At 72.5% G+C, this 13765-nt stretch carries 13 protein-coding genes; 1 reads left to right on the top strand and 12 read right to left on the bottom strand.

The features are described from left to right. Positions 1-10: 10 nt before the first annotated feature. From ABZ910_RS30095 to egtA, 8 genes are all read right to left on the bottom strand, one after another. The gene (locus ABZ910_RS30095; protein ID WP_361371017.1) at positions 11-1093 is read right to left on the bottom strand and encodes a MerR family transcriptional regulator; all 1083 of its coding nucleotides are present in this window, start codon (positions 1091-1093) and stop codon (positions 11-13) included. Between the two features lie 94 nt (positions 1094-1187). Further along, positions 1188-3536, bottom strand: coding sequence for an excinuclease ABC subunit UvrA (gene uvrA, locus ABZ910_RS30090; RefSeq protein WP_361371014.1), 2349 nt, complete (start codon positions 3534-3536; stop codon positions 1188-1190). A gap of 44 nt (positions 3537-3580) precedes the next feature. Then, positions 3581-3772 (bottom strand): antitoxin, encoded by a 192-nt coding sequence (locus tag ABZ910_RS30085; protein ID WP_361371011.1) that lies wholly within the window; start codon positions 3770-3772, stop codon positions 3581-3583. Positions 3773-3872: 100 nt separating this feature from the next. Then, positions 3873-4088, bottom strand: a complete 216-nt coding sequence (locus tag ABZ910_RS30080; protein ID WP_361371008.1) for a dodecin — start codon at positions 4086-4088, stop codon at positions 3873-3875. A gap of 126 nt (positions 4089-4214) precedes the next feature. Continuing rightward, a complete protein-coding gene (gene egtD / locus ABZ910_RS30075; RefSeq protein ID WP_361371005.1) occupies positions 4215-5177 on the bottom strand; it encodes an L-histidine N(alpha)-methyltransferase in 963 nt (320 codons plus the stop codon). After that, positions 5174-6052 (bottom strand): ergothioneine biosynthesis protein EgtC, encoded by an 879-nt coding sequence (gene egtC / locus ABZ910_RS30070; RefSeq protein WP_361371002.1) that lies wholly within the window; start codon positions 6050-6052, stop codon positions 5174-5176. Before egtC ends, egtD begins: the two co-directional genes overlap by 4 nt. Further along, positions 6052-7368: an ergothioneine biosynthesis protein EgtB gene (egtB, locus tag ABZ910_RS30065; RefSeq protein WP_361370999.1), complete on the bottom strand. Its 1317-nt coding sequence runs from the start codon at positions 7366-7368 to the stop codon at positions 6052-6054. The genes egtC and egtB overlap by 1 nt, the downstream gene beginning before the upstream one ends. Then, positions 7365-8696 carry an ergothioneine biosynthesis glutamate--cysteine ligase EgtA gene (gene egtA / locus ABZ910_RS30060; RefSeq protein ID WP_361370996.1) on the bottom strand — a complete coding sequence of 444 codons (1332 nt, stop codon included), beginning with the start codon at positions 8694-8696 and terminating at the stop codon, positions 7365-7367. Before egtA ends, egtB begins: the two co-directional genes overlap by 4 nt. 301 nt (positions 8697-8997) lie before the next feature. On the opposite strand from egtA, the gene ABZ910_RS30055 reads away from it, so the two are divergent. Continuing rightward, entirely contained in the window at positions 8998-9831 is an 834-nt protein-coding gene (locus ABZ910_RS30055; RefSeq protein WP_361370993.1) for a TIGR02452 family protein, read from the top strand. Here ABZ910_RS30055 and ABZ910_RS30050 read toward each other — a convergent pair. From ABZ910_RS30050 to ABZ910_RS30035, 4 genes are all read right to left on the bottom strand, one after another. Next, positions 9816-10262, bottom strand: coding sequence for a type II toxin-antitoxin system PemK/MazF family toxin (locus tag ABZ910_RS30050; RefSeq protein WP_361370991.1), 447 nt, complete (start codon positions 10260-10262; stop codon positions 9816-9818). The genes ABZ910_RS30055 and ABZ910_RS30050 overlap by 16 nt on opposite strands. A gap of 72 nt (positions 10263-10334) precedes the next feature. Then, complete coding sequence (locus ABZ910_RS30045) at positions 10335-11825, bottom strand: SPFH domain-containing protein (RefSeq protein ID WP_361370988.1); 1491 nt, start codon at positions 11823-11825, stop codon at positions 10335-10337. 133 nt (positions 11826-11958) lie between these two features. Then, the gene (locus ABZ910_RS30040; protein WP_361370985.1) at positions 11959-12177 is read right to left on the bottom strand and encodes a hypothetical protein; all 219 of its coding nucleotides are present in this window, start codon (positions 12175-12177) and stop codon (positions 11959-11961) included. 36 nt (positions 12178-12213) lie between these two features. Continuing rightward, entirely contained in the window at positions 12214-13638 is a 1425-nt protein-coding gene (locus tag ABZ910_RS30035) for an amidase (protein WP_361370982.1), read from the bottom strand. Positions 13639-13765: the final 127 nt, after the last annotated feature.

Genomic DNA, 13765 nt, shown 5'->3' with positions numbered 1-13765 from the left:
GCGGGAGTGGTCAGCCGTCCAGACGAACCGGCATCAGGATCGAGCAGGTCGCCTCGTCGTCGGGCCGGCGGATCGCGATCGGGGACGTGGGCGCGCCCAGCTCCAGGAGCAGCTTGTCCCGGGCACCGGCGGTGAGTGCGTCCAGCAGGAACGCGCGGTTGACGGCGACAAGGTGCGGATCGTCGTCGCCGTCCTCGCGGACGGTCACCGTGCCGTCGGCCGTCACCCCGAGCACGCTCAGCTCGCAGGACATGCCGTCCTGCTTGCGCGCGTCGCTCGTGCGGACGGGACCGGTCCGCACCGCCGCCCGGAAGTCCGGAACGTCGACCAGGACCCGGCGTCCTGCCGGCACCTGCATCAGGCGCCGGTAGTCCGGGAACTCGTGATCGAGGCACTGGCCGCCCGCCTGTCGGTCGCCGGCCAACAGCGTCACGCGGTCACCGTCGACGGTCAGTTGAACGGACTCCTCGGCGGTCAGCAGCGCCCGCATCGCGTCGACGAGCGGGGCCGGCACGATCACCTGAACACGGGGGCCACCGTGCCCGGTGGTCCCGGCGTGGGCGACAGCCATCCGGTAGCGGTCGGTGGCCACGACGCGGAGCGCCTCGCCCTCGATGTCGAACAGGACACCGCCGAGCATGGGCAGTTCGGGATCGGCACTGGCCGCGAAGCGTACGGCGTCCAGAGCGGCGGCCAGTCCGGGCGCCGAGACGGACAACCGGGCGGTGGCGGTACGGAGCGAGGTCATGGGGTTCTCCCTGTGGTCGAGGTGTGCTCGGAGCGTGGAGAACTCACTGCGGGCATCGGACAACCCGCCTTCGAGGCGGCGCAGATGCGCCTGAAGGAGCTGCCGCACCAGATCGGTGTCCGCACCGGACCAGCCGGCCAGCACCAGCCGGATGTCCGCGAGCGGCATGGCGGCCCGGCGCAGGCGGGCCAGCAGCCGCGCTTCGTCGAGCTGTCCCGGGTCGTACCAGCGGTAGCCGCTCACCGGATCCACCCAGGCCGGCACCAGCACACCGGCTCGGTCGTAGAACCGCAGCGCGCTCACGCTGAGTCCGCTGTCCTGGGCCATCTCGCCAATGCTGCGCATCTCGCTCTCCACGCCCGGAACTCTGAGCCCTTCACCAGGTTGAGGGTCAACCCCGATCCATCGTGGGGGAGGCCCGGGGTAGAGGCGGGAAGGCTCAGGCCATCGCCCGCCCCAGATAAGGCCCCGTAACGCTCCCCTCCGCCCCCGCCACCTCCGCCGGAGTGCCCGCCGCGACGATGCGGCCGCCGGCGTCGCCGCCGCCCGGGCCCAGGTCGATGACCCAGTCCGCGCCCGCCACCACCGACATGTCGTGCTCGACCACCACGACCGTGTGACCGGCGTCGACCAGGCTGTGCAGCTGGCGCATCAGCACTTCTACGTCGGCCGGGTGGAGACCGGTAGTCGGCTCGTCGAGGAGGTAGAGGGTGTGGCCGCGGCGGCCGCGCTGGAGCTCGCTCGCGAGCTTGATGCGCTGGGCCTCGCCGCCGGACAGTTCGGTCGCGGGCTGTCCCAGGCGGAGATAGCCGAGGCCGACGTCGAGCAGGGCGCTCAGGCTGCGGGAGACGGACGGGGTGTCCGCGAAGAACTCGGCCGCGCGTTCCACCGTCATGTCGAGGACGTCCGCGATGCTCTTGCCCTTGTACGTCACTTCGAGCGTCTCGGGGTTGTAGCGGGCGCCTCCGCAGTCCGGGCACGGAGCGTACGTGCTGGGCAGGAAGAGGAGCTCCACGCTGACGAATCCCTCGCCCTGGCAGGTCTCGCAGCGCCCGCCCGTCACGTTGAAGGAGAACCGCCCCACGCCGTAGTCCCGGGCGCGCGCCTCGTCGGTGGCCGCGAACAGCTTCCGTACGACGTCGAACAGGCCTGTGTACGTCGCCAGGTTGGAGCGCGGGGTGCGGCCGATCGGTCTCTGGTCGACCGAGACCAGGCGGCCGACGCCCTCCAGCTCCTCGCTGATCTCGCCGATCAGGGTGGACTTGCCGGAGCCGGACACACCGGTGACCGCGGTGAACACGCCGAGGGGGAACTCGGCCGTCACCTCGCGCAGGTTGTGGCGGGTCACCGGGCCCACGGTCAACCGGCCGTGTGGGGTGCGCAGTTCGCGTTCCGGGGCCGGGGCGCGGTCGAAGAGGTAGCGGGCCGTCGCCGACTCCGCGACCGAGGCCAGGTCCGCCACCGGACCGCTGTGCAGGACGCGCCCGCCGTGTTCGCCCGCGCGCGGGCCCACGTCCACCACCCAGTCGGCGCCGCGCATCACGTCGAGGTGGTGTTCGACCACGAAGACCGAGTTTCCCGCCGCCTTCAGCCGCTCCAGCACCGTCAGCAGGGCCTCGGTGTCCGCCGGATGCAGTCCCGCCGACGGCTCGTCCAGGACGTACAGCACGCCGAACAGGCCGGAGCGCAACTGCGTGGCAAGGCGCAGCCGTTGGAGCTCGCCCGCCGAGAGGGTGGGGGTCGACCGGTCCAGGCTCAGGTAACCGAGGCCGAGTTCGACGACCGGGGCGATACGCGCCAGCAGGTCTTCGGCGAGGACCCGCGCCGTCTCCGACGTGTCCTCGTGCTTCAGCGCGTCCTTGAGCAGCTCGACCAGCTCCGTCAGCGGCAGCGCGGCCAGCTCGGCGATGTTGCGGCCCGCGAAGGTCACCTCCAGCGCGTCCGGCCGCAGCTTGCTGCCCCGGCACGCCGGACAGGGCGCGGTGACCAGAAAGCGCTCGGCCTTGGCCCGCAGGTGCGGGCTCTTGGACTCCGCGAAGGTCTTCAGCACGTACCGGTCGGCGCTCATGTACGTGCCCTTGTACGACCGTTGGATCTTGTCGGCGTCCCGCACCGGGTGCACCGTCACCGTCGGCGTCTTGTCCGTGAACAGGATCCACTCCCGCTGCTCGGGATCCAGCTCGCGCCACGGCCGGTCGACGTCGACGCCGAGCGTGTCCAGGATGTCGCGCAGGTTCTTGCCCTGAAAGGCGCCCGGCCACGCGGCGATCGCTCCCTCACGGATCGACAGCGACGGGTCGGGGACCATCAACTCCTCTGTGGTCCAGTGGATCTGCCCCAGGCCGTGGCACTCCTCGCAGGCACCGATCGGGGTGTTGGGGGAGAAGGCGTCGGAGTAGAGAAGTTCGGCGCCCGGCGGATAGTCACCGGCGCGCGAGTACAGCATGCGCAGGTAGTTGGAGAGACTGGTGACGGTGCCCACGGAGGAGCGGGAGGTCGGGGTCGAGCGGCGCTGCTGGAGCGACACCGCGGGCGGCAACCCGGTGATCTCCCCGACCTTCGGCGCCCCGACCTGGTGGATCAGCCGGCGGGCGTACGGCGCCACGGACTCGAAGTAGCGCCGCTGCGCCTCCGCGTAGATCGTGCCGAACGCCAGTGAGGACTTCCCCGAGCCGGACACGCCCGTGAACACCGTGATCACGTCCCGTGGGATGTCCACGTCGACGCCCTTGAGATTGTGCTCGCGGGCGCCGTGGACGCGGACGTACGGGTCGTGGGGGCTCGGCATCGGGGCGCTTCGCAGGTCCGTCCTGAGGAGTGGGGGAGTGCCGGTTAAGGATGCGGAGGAATGTCGCGGTCCTGACCGCCGAGCTCGTCCTTCATCCTCTGCTGGGCCGTGTCGACCTGGGACTGGTGCTGGCCCTGGGTCTTCTCGTCGATGCGGTCGCCGGCCTGGTCGATGCCCCTGTCGGCCTGCTGCTCGTGACCCTTCAGCAGGTCCTTGATCTTGTCCTTGATGGACATGGCAACCCTCCTAGCCGATTGCGCTTCCGTCTTCCAGGGTCTCCGCCCGGGACGCGGTTCGCATCCTGAGCTGCCGGGCAGCGTGGCGGCCCGGCGGCCGTCAGGTATCGCCCTCGAGGCGGAAGCCGACCTTCATGCATACCTGGAAGTGCTCGACCCTCCCGTTCTCCAGCTGGCCCCTGACCTGCGTCACCTCGAACCAGTCCAGGTTGCGCAGCGTCTGGTCGGCGCGGGCGATGCCGTTGCGGATGGCCTGGTCGATGCCCTCCTGGGAGGTGCCGACGATCTCGGTCACCCGGTAGGTGTGGTCGTTCATACGGGTGCTCCTCTTCACCGGTGACGGGGATGTCACCCGTCACGTCACTCCACCGTGCCGCATGCGCGAACGGAGCGCGAGGCGTCGCGGGCGCGGCCCGGGGGCGCCCGGGCCGCCGCCCCCGGGTCAGCGGACCGTGCTCAGCGACAGCGCGAAGCGGCCCTGCGCGTCGGTCCACCAGTGGGTCAAGTGCAGGTCCGCCGCGGCGAGTTCCGCGGCCACCCCCTCCTTCCGGAACTTCGCCGACACCTCGGTGCGCAGGTCCTCGCCCGCCGCGAAGTCCACGGCGAGGCCGAGCGCGGGAACCTTCACGGTCTGCGCCGTACGGGAGCGCAGCCGCATCTCGATCCACTCCCGCCCCGCGTCCCACAGCGCCACATGGTCGAAGGCGCCGGGATCGAAGTCCGCTCCCAGTTCGCGGTTGACGACGGCCAGGACGTTCTTGTTGAACTCGGCCGTCACGCCCGCCGCGTCGTCGTACGCCCGGACCAGCACGTCCGTGTCCTTGACCAGGTCCGTGCCCAGCAGCAGGGCGTCGCCCGGTGCCAGCAGACGGCGGACCGACGCCAGGAACGCGGCCCGTTCGGCGGGCAGCAGATTGCCGACGGTGCCGCCCAGGAAGGCGACCAGCCGCGGCCCGGGCGTCTCCGGCAGGGCCAGCCGGGCGGTGAAGTCGGCGATCAGGGCGTGTACGGCGAGCCCCGGCCGATCCTCGATGAGCGCCTGCCCCGCCTGGGTGAGCGCGCTCTCGCTGACGTCCACGGGAACGTACATGTGCAGGTCGGCGAGCGCGTCGATCAGGTGCCGCGTCTTCTCGGACGAGCCCGAGCCCAGCTCGACCAGGGTGCGGGCGTGGGTCGCGGCGGCGATCTCGGCGGCCCGGTCGACGAGGATCTCGCGCTCGGCCCGGGTCGGGTAGTACTCGGGCAGCTCGGTGATCCGCTCGAACAGCTCGCTGCCCCGGGCGTCGTAGAACCACTTCGGCGGCAGTGTCTTGGGGGTGGCCGTGAGGCCGGCCTGGACGTCGGCGCGCAGCGCGGCGTCCGTGGCGTCCTCGGGCAGGGTGCGGGTGACTCGCAGGGGGCTCACGTACAGGGCTCCTTCGGGGATGTGGACGCGAGGTTCCCGCTCGGGGAATCGCCCGCATCGCTCGCGCAATCACTCGGAGATCCGCCCCGGCACTCGGTCCGGGAACCGGAATCGGCCTGGGATTCGGCCCGGGAGTCGATCGGGGAGAGGAGGACGTCGGTGCGGCTCGCCGTGAGCAGCGTGCGGTCGGGGACCTCCTGCCAGCGCGGATCGTCGTCGTACGGCTCGGAGGCGACGACGGTGCCGCCGCCCGGCTCCGTGCGGTACCACAGCGTGTCGCCCCAGGCGGTGGCCGCGACGGTCGTGCCGTCGGTGAGCAGCAGGTTGAGCCGGGAGCCGGGGGCCGCCTCCGCGACCTCGCGCACCACCTCGGCGAGCGCCCGGCCCGCCTCGGTGCCCGCGCGCAACCGGGCCAGGGCCAGCGCCCAGACGAACGCCGAGTCGGTGCGCGCCTCCAGCGACAGCAGGTCCACCGGGGAGAGGGCGGGCACGAGGGCCGCCGCCGACCGCGGCCAGCCCACGACGGCGCCGTTGTGGCTGAACAGCCAGGTGCCCGCGGCGAACGGCGCCGCCGCGGCCTCCCCGTCGGCGCCCGGCAGCGTCGCGTCGCGCACCGCGGCGAGCAGCGCGCCGGTGCGCACGACCCGGGCCAGGTCGGCGAACGACAGGTCTGCCCAGATCGGCCCGGCCCGCCGGTAGCGTGCGGGTACCGGATCGCCGGCTGCGTACCAACCCACCCCGAAACCATCGACGTTGACCGTGCCGTACCGCTGCCGCCGAGGTGCCCACGACTGACGGTACAGGGCGTGCGGGGGCTCCGTGAGGAGCCGGCCGAGCGGCTCCTCCGGTCCCAGATAGGCCAGATGACGGCACATCAGACATCTCCCGAACGGGCCGTGCGGAAGCCGCAGAAGATCTGCCGCCGGATCGGGTAGTCCCAGTTGCGGAACGTGCCCCGGCAGGCCACCGGGTCCACGGCGAACGAACCGCCGCGCAGCACCTTGTACTCGGGCCCGAAGAACACCTCCGAGTACTCCTTGTACGGGAACGCCGTGAAGCCGGGGTACGGCAGGAGGTCGCTCGCCGTCCACTCCCACACGTCACCGATCAACTGCCTCACGCCCAAGGGAGATTCACCGGCCGGATAGCTGCCTGCAGGCGCGGGACGGAGGTGCCGCTGGCCCAGGTTGGCGTGTTCCGGGGCCGGGTCGGCGTCACCCCACGGGTAGCGCGTCGAGCGGCCTCGGGCGGGATCGTGCCGGGCCGCCTTCTCCCACTCCGCCTCGGTGGGCAGCCGACGCCCGGCCCAGCGGGCGTAGGCGTCCGCCTCGTACCAACTCACGTGCAGCACGGGCTCGCTGGGCGGTACGACCTCGGTGACGCCGAAGCGGCGCCGCAGCCACTGGTCGCCCTCGCGGCGCCAGAACAGCGGCGCGGTGATGGAGTGCTGCCGGATGTGTGCCCAGCCCTCGGGCGCCCACCAGCGCTCCTCCTCGTAGCCGCCGTCCTCGATGAACGCCTGGTACGCGGCGTTCGTCACCGGCGTCGTGTCGATGTGGAACGGCGCCACCTCCCGCCGGTGCGCCGGGCGTTCGTTGTCCAGGGCCCAGGGCTCGGTGGAGGTCCCCATGATGAACGGACCGCCGGGGACCAGGACTTCGGCCGGGCCGGTGAAGTCGGGCGCCGGTTCGGGGTCCGGGGCGCTCAGCGCCTGCGGGCCCTCGCGCAACTGATGAGTGATCAGCATCGTTTCGTCGTGCTGCTGTTCGTGCTGCGCGATCATCCCGAAGGCGAAGCCGGACTCCGTCAGCCGCGTCCCGTGGAACGCGGTGCTCTCCAGGAGGTCGAGGGCGCGCTCACGCACCTCGGCCGCGTACGTGCGCGCCTCGCCCGGTGGCAGCAGCGGCAGCGACGGCCGCTGTGCGCGCGGGTGCTCGAAGGCGTCGTACAGCGTGTCGATCTCGGGACGCATCGCCTCCCGGCCGCCGACCGCCCGCAGCAGCCACAGCTCCTCCTGGTTGCCGATGTGGGCGAGGTCCCACACCAGCGGGGACATCAACGGCGAGTGCTGCGCGGTGAGATCGGGCTCGTCGACGCAACTCGTCAGCAGCGCGGTGCGGGCGCGGGCCCGCAGGAGCGAGTCCAGCGCGCGCCCGCGCAGGGCCTCGGCGTCGATTTCGGGGGCGCTCATGCGGGGACGTCCTTCCCATGGGTGCGGCGGTGCGCGCCGCTCCGGCGCTCCAGCAGGTCGTCGGCCGGGCAACGGCCCTGCACCACATAGCGGTCCCGGTACGCCGCCACGGCCGCTGTGACCTCGGCCGTGGCCCCGAGCCGCGGCAGGGCGTCGAGAGCCGCCGCGAAACATGCGACCGCGGCCTCGTGCAGTTCCGGGTCGGCCAGCCCGGAGCGGGCCGCGTCGATCCAGAGCGGATTGTGCGGCGCGGGCCGCGACAAGGACCGCTCGGCCAGCGGCTTCACGGTCCGGTACGCCGTCTCCGCGGCCTCCGGGTCGTCGAACAGCGCCGCCGTCACCGCGAGCGGCACGATCCACCCGTCGTCGCCGGGCTGAGCGTCGATCATGCGCAGCTCCAGGTGACCGCGGGGTCTGACGGGAGGGAAGAGCGTGGTGAGGTGGTAGTCGACGTCCTCCCACGTGGGCGGCCGGGGCCGTGCCGAACGGGTCCACTCCCGCAGGGTCAGCCCCTCGGGCACGGCCCACGGGCCGCCGTCCTGCCGTACGCACATCACCGGGGCGTCCAGCACGTGCCGGGCCCAGGACGCGCGCGGCTCGCCGTTCAGCGGGGGAGCGCCCGCCCGGCCGGGGCCGATGTCCGTCCATATCCGCTGCCGGGTGGAGAGCCAGCCCGTGGGTTTTCCTCCGGCCAGCGGGGAGTTGGCGAACGCGGCCACCAGGACGGGCCCCAGCTGGTGGGCCAGCCACCAACGCCGCCCGTGGCCCAGCGGTCCCGGCTCCTCGTACCCGGCGTCGACGCACACCTGGACCGAGGCCGAGCAGCACATCATGTGGCGGCCGGCCGGGCCGGTGCGGTCGAGGCAGGCCTCCAGGGCGTCGTAGCGCGGCTCGCGCAGGAACCGGCGCGGTGGGTGCCAGGGATCGTGGCCGATGCCGAGGAGGCCCAGACCGTCCTGTTCCAAGGCCGCGCGGACCGCGTCGAGATCGGCGGAGACGGTACCGATGCACTCCATCAGGGACCCGGCGGGCGGCGAGCTGAGCTCCAGCTGACCACCGGGTTCGACGGTGAGCGCCGACTTCAGGGGCACGGTACGCAGTGCGGCGTAGGCCGCTTCGAGTCGTTCGGACGTTATGGGGAGCTGCGGCAGACGCAGCTCGTGGACGAGCCATTCCACTTCGACCCCGAGGGCGCGGGGTGGTCCGGTCTTGAAGCAGATGCCGTGGACCAGCGCCTCGACCTCAGCCTCGGTGACGGCTGTACGGGACTCACGATGCTCCGTACAGCCACTCGCCGTATCGGAACAGCCACTTGCCGCATCGGACATGTCGGGATCCTCCTGAGATTCCACCATGTCACCGGCCCGGGACCGGGACGGCCCGGGCAGGCACTCGTTCCACCCAAGACCCTCGTGCCCGTTCGCACAAGAGCGCCCAGCGGGACGTTCCGGGGCCGCCATCTCCGTTTCCGTTCGCGTTTCCGGGACGTTCCGGGGCCGGGAAAACTCCGTTGCACCGTCACACCAGCATCGCTCAGGATGCGTGCATGAGCACGACGGGGGAGATCACCACGAGTACGGCGGGGGAGGCCGCGCGGCGCGCGGTCGCGGTGCCCACGGGGGTGGCACCGTGAGCGCGCGGCTGCGCAGCATTGCGCGGGAGACCGAGAGCATCGTGGCGGCGGGTGCGTACCGCGCGCTGGACGGCCGCGAGGTGTCCGTCGCGGCGGCGGTCGAGGCCGCGCGGGCCGCCACGCGCCTGTACGGGCCGGACCCGGTGCCGGTGCCGGACGCCCCCGAGACGGAGACGTTCTTCGAGGTCACGGGCGAGAGCAGCCTGGAGGCCGCCCGCCGGCTCACCGCCACCCCGGGACCCGTCGCCGTCCTGAACTTCGCCTCGGCGCGGAACCCGGGCGGCGGCTACCTCAACGGCGCCCAGGCCCAGGAAGAGGCCCTGTGCCGAGGTTCCGCGCTGTACACCTGCCTGCTGCGGGCCCCGGAGTTCTACGAGCACCACCGCACCCACCGTGACCCGCTCTACTCCGATCGAGTGATCCACTCCCCGGCGGTGCCCGTCTTCCGTGACGACCGGGGCGCTCTCCTCGACGAGCCCTACCCCGCCGGATTCCTCACCGCCGCGGCCCCGAACGCCGGCGTCGTCCGGCGTACGGCCCCGGAGCGGGCCGCCGAGCTGCCGCGCGCCCTTGCCGTGCGGGCCGAGCGGGTCCTGGAGACGGCCGCGGCCCACGGCTACCGGCGGCTGGTGCTGGGCGCCTGGGGCTGCGGCGTGTTCCGGAACGACCCGGCACAGGTGGCGGGCGCCTTCCGGACCCTGCTCGGCCCCGGCGGCCGGTTCTCGCGGTCCTTCGAGCACGTGGTGTTCGGGGTGCTGGACCGCACGCCGGGAGCCGTGGTCCGGGAAGCCTTCGTACGGGCTTTTCCGGAGCGTCAGTTCCAGCCGTAGCGTTCCCGCAGGCGGTGCACGACCAGGTTGAACCGCATCCGGTCGAGCGCGCACGCCTCGCGGCGCATGCCCTCCTCGTGCAGCCGCATCACGCGGTCCACGGCCACCCAGGAGTCACGACCGGACCGGTCCCAGGGTCCGCTGCCGATCGCCACCCAGTCCCGGTCCCCGTTGTGCTCCTTGCTGGACAGCTGCACGGCGAGGAAGGTCCCCGCGACCTCCCGGGCCACGACCAGCACCGGCCGGTCCTTGCCCCGCCCGTCGTTCTCCTCGAACGGCACCCACGTCCACACGATCTCACCGGGGTCCGGGTCGCCGTCGTGCGCGGGCGAGTACTCGGTCTTCACCCGGCCGACCTCGCGGGGTTCGGCCTCGGTGGTCGCCGTGGGGCCGTGCCGGCCGGGGACGTCTTGATCAGTAAAGTCAGTCACGTGGGCACACCTTAGAGCCTGCCCCCGCAGCGGGACGCGCGGGGGCAGGCTCCAAAGGACAAACGAGGCAGGTCACTTGCCGTCGATCGGCACCTGCTCGGGCGTCTCGCGAGGAGTCACCACCCCGTGCGCGGGAGCGGAAGTACCGCTCGTGCTCTGCCCGTTGTGGTTCATGGACGCGAGCAGCTGACGCGCGAGCCCCAGCCCCGTACCGCCCATCGTGAGCGCCTTCGCGAACAACTCGGCCACGCCGTCTGCGCCGTTGAGCACCACCATGTTGTCCACGTTGCCGAACGCGGACGCACCGGCCTCGACGATCAGCGGCCAGTTCTCGGCGAGCTGCTGGGCGACGACGGCCTCCTGGTTCTCGGCGAGGGCGGCGGCGCGGGCCTTGATGGCCTCCGCCTCCGCGAGGCCCTTCGCCTTGGACGCCTCGGCCTGCGCCAGACCCTTCGCCTGGGTGGCCGCCGCCTCGGCCTCACCGGTGGCGCGGGTGGCCGAGGCGCTGGCGGCGCCGCGGGTCTTCGTCGCCTCGGCCTCGGCGCCCGCGGCCGTCTTCACCCGGGTCGCCTCGGCCGCCGCCGCGAGCTCCGTCTCCTTGGCCTTGGCCTGCGCCGCCGAGATCCGCGCGTCACGCTCGGCCTCGGCCAGCGTGCGCTTCTCGTAGGCCCTGGCGTCGGCGGGCTTGCGGACGTCCGCCTGGAGCTGCTGCTCCCTGCGTTGCGCCTCCAGCTCGGCGACCCGCGTCTCCTGGACGACGACCTCCTGCCGGGCGGCGGCGTCGGCGAGCGGTCCGGCCTGCCGGGCCTTCGCCCCCGCCTTGTCCCGCTCGGCCTGGTAGCCGGCCTGGAGGATCTCGCTGTCCCGGGTGGCCTCGGCCATCCGGGCGTACGACTGCTGCTCGGCCTCGGTGGCGAGGCGGTTCGCCTCCGCCTGCGCGATGCGCGCGTCCCGCTGCACGGCCGCCGCGTGCGGCATCGAAAGATTCTGGATGTACCCGGTCGGGTCCTCGATCTCGTGGATCTGCAGCGAGTCGACGATCAGGCCGAGCTTCTCCATCTCCGTGCCGCAGGCCGCCCGGGTCTGCCCCGTGAGCTTCTCCCGGTCACGGATCATGTCCTCGACCGTCAACCCGCCCACGATGGACCGCAGATGACCGGCGAAGACGTTGTGCACCCGCTCCGACATCATCCTCTGCTGGTCGAGGAACCGGCGGGCCGCGTTGGCGATCGACACGAAGTCGTCGCCCACCTTGAAGATGACCACGCCCCGCACCTTGAGCGGAATGCCCTGGTGCGTCACGCAGTCCACCGACAACTCGGTTTCGTTCAGGTCGAGGGAGAGCTTGCGCACCGCCTGGACACCGGGCAGCACCAGCGTGCCGCGCCCGGTGACGATGCGGAAGCCCATGCCCTCTTCGAGGCCCTCGGTCCGGTGCTTCGAACCGGAGATGATGAGCGCCTCGTTCGGCTCGGCGACGCGCCACATGAGCTTGAACAGACCGATCAGCACGAGAACGGCGGCAACCGCCGCCCCCGCAACGACGCCGACAACCATCGGCATTCGCCCCCTCTGCATGGTGCCCTGTCGGCACCGAACGAGGGGAGTGTGCTCCTGCGGGGACCCCGGGAGAAGACGCTGACGGAACCTTGTTGCAATCTTGACGCATGCGCCTTCCACCTGGGGCGGAGCAGGCTCAACTGCCGTACGCCGGGGTGACGTAGACCGTCCTCGGCGGCAGGTACTCCACGACCGTCACCACCGTGCCCGGCTCGATCCGGACCGCCCCGTCGGCGGCGTACGCGAGGAAGTGCTCCGCGCCCCCGCGCACCCGCACGATCACCTCGCCGACGAGTCCGGGCGCGACCGTGCCGGTGACCCGCCCCATGAGCCCGATCATCGACGCATCATCCATGGTCACAGCGTACGGCGGGATGCCGCCGGAACTCCCTCACGCGACAGGGGAATTGAGGTCCAGCTGCCCGGGCGGCCACAGCTCGTACCAGCGCAGCTCCGCCTCCAGCTGAGCGGCGAGGGAGACCAGCAGCGGCTCGCTGCCGGCCGGCCCGAGCAACTGGGCGCCGACCGGCAGCCCGCCGGTGACGAACCCGGCGGGCACGTTGACACCCGGCCAGCCCAGCACGTTCCACGGCCAGGCATAGGGGCACGCGGCGATCATGGCGCGGTCGGTGGCGAGCCCGCCGAGCGGGAGCATCGAGCCGATCCGCGGCGGGGGCGCCGCCGTGGTCGGGGCGAGGACGACGTCGTACGACGCGAAGAACGCGCCGATCCGCCGGTGCAGCCCGGCCTCCGCGCGCCGGGCGGCCCGTAGCGGGGCCCCGCCGAGCAACCGGCCCAGGCGAGCGGCGTCCCGGGTGCGCCGGTCGAGCAGGGCGGGCTCGGGAGTCATGCCGGCCCACTCGGCGAGACCGACTGTGGCCCGCGGCACGAAGGTCAGCCCGATCCGCCCGTACGGCGGGTCGGTCTCCTCCACGCTGTGCCCCAACGCGGCAAGTTTCTGGGCGAGTTCGAGTACCCGCGCCCGTACCTCCGGCCGGATCCGGGCGGGCAGCGCGGTGAACGGCGGCTTCAGCGACAGCGCGATCCGCAGCCGTCCCGGGTCCCGGCCGACCGCGTCCGCGACCTTGACGGCGGGCGGCTGGTACGGATCGCGTCCGTGGTTGCCGGAAGCCGCGTCGAGGAGCAGGGCCGCGTCCGCGACCGTCCGGGCCAGGGTGCCGTTGACCGAGATGCCCTGGAAGTCGTCGGGGCGCGGCCAGGTGGAGATGCGGCCGCGCTGCGGCTTGATGCCGATCAGATGGGTCCAGGAGGCCGGGATGCGCACCGATCCGGCGCCGTCCGAGCCGAGCGCGGCCGGAACCAGCCCCGCCGCGACGGCCGTCGCCGAACCGCCCGAGGAACCGCCCGGCGTGTGTTCGGTACTCCACGGGTTGCGGGTCGCACCGAACGCGGGCCCCTCGGTGAACGGCCACTGCCCGAGCTCGCAGGTGTTCGTCTTGCCGACGATCACGGCCCCGGCCGCACGCAACCGCCGTACCGCCTCGCTGTCCTCGGCCGCCGGCGGGAAGTCGCCGCGGCAGCCGAACGCGGTCGGCTCGCCCGCTACGTCCATGTCGTCCTTCACGGCCACCGGCACTCCGAGCAGCGGACGCCGCACCCCGTCCGCCAACTCGGCGTCGGCGGCGTCCGCTTCGGCCCGCGCGGACTCGGCCCGCACGATCCGGAAGGCGTTCAGGGACGCCTGTGTGGCCTCGATCCGTGCGAGGGCCTGCTCGACGAGCGCACGGGAGGTGACCTCCCCGTCGGCCAGCGCGCGAGCGGACTCGGCGAGGCCTGCGGCACGGTCGGGCATCATGGCGGGACCACCTCCGTCGTCCGCCGGGTGGCCGGCGAGCCGGGTCGTCTGCTGACCGGGTTGTCTACTGCACGGTAACGTGCGGTTGGCCGGTGCGGTACGGCTTTCGCTCGGCGCGCGCGTTCGG

Origin of the sequence: Streptomyces sp. NPDC046805 (assembly GCF_040645355.1) — a bacterium.
GTDB lineage: Bacteria > Actinomycetota > Actinomycetes > Streptomycetales > Streptomycetaceae > Streptomyces.
The sequence above is the reverse complement of the archived record's forward strand: the minus strand, read 5'-3'. Positions and strand labels throughout refer to the sequence as shown.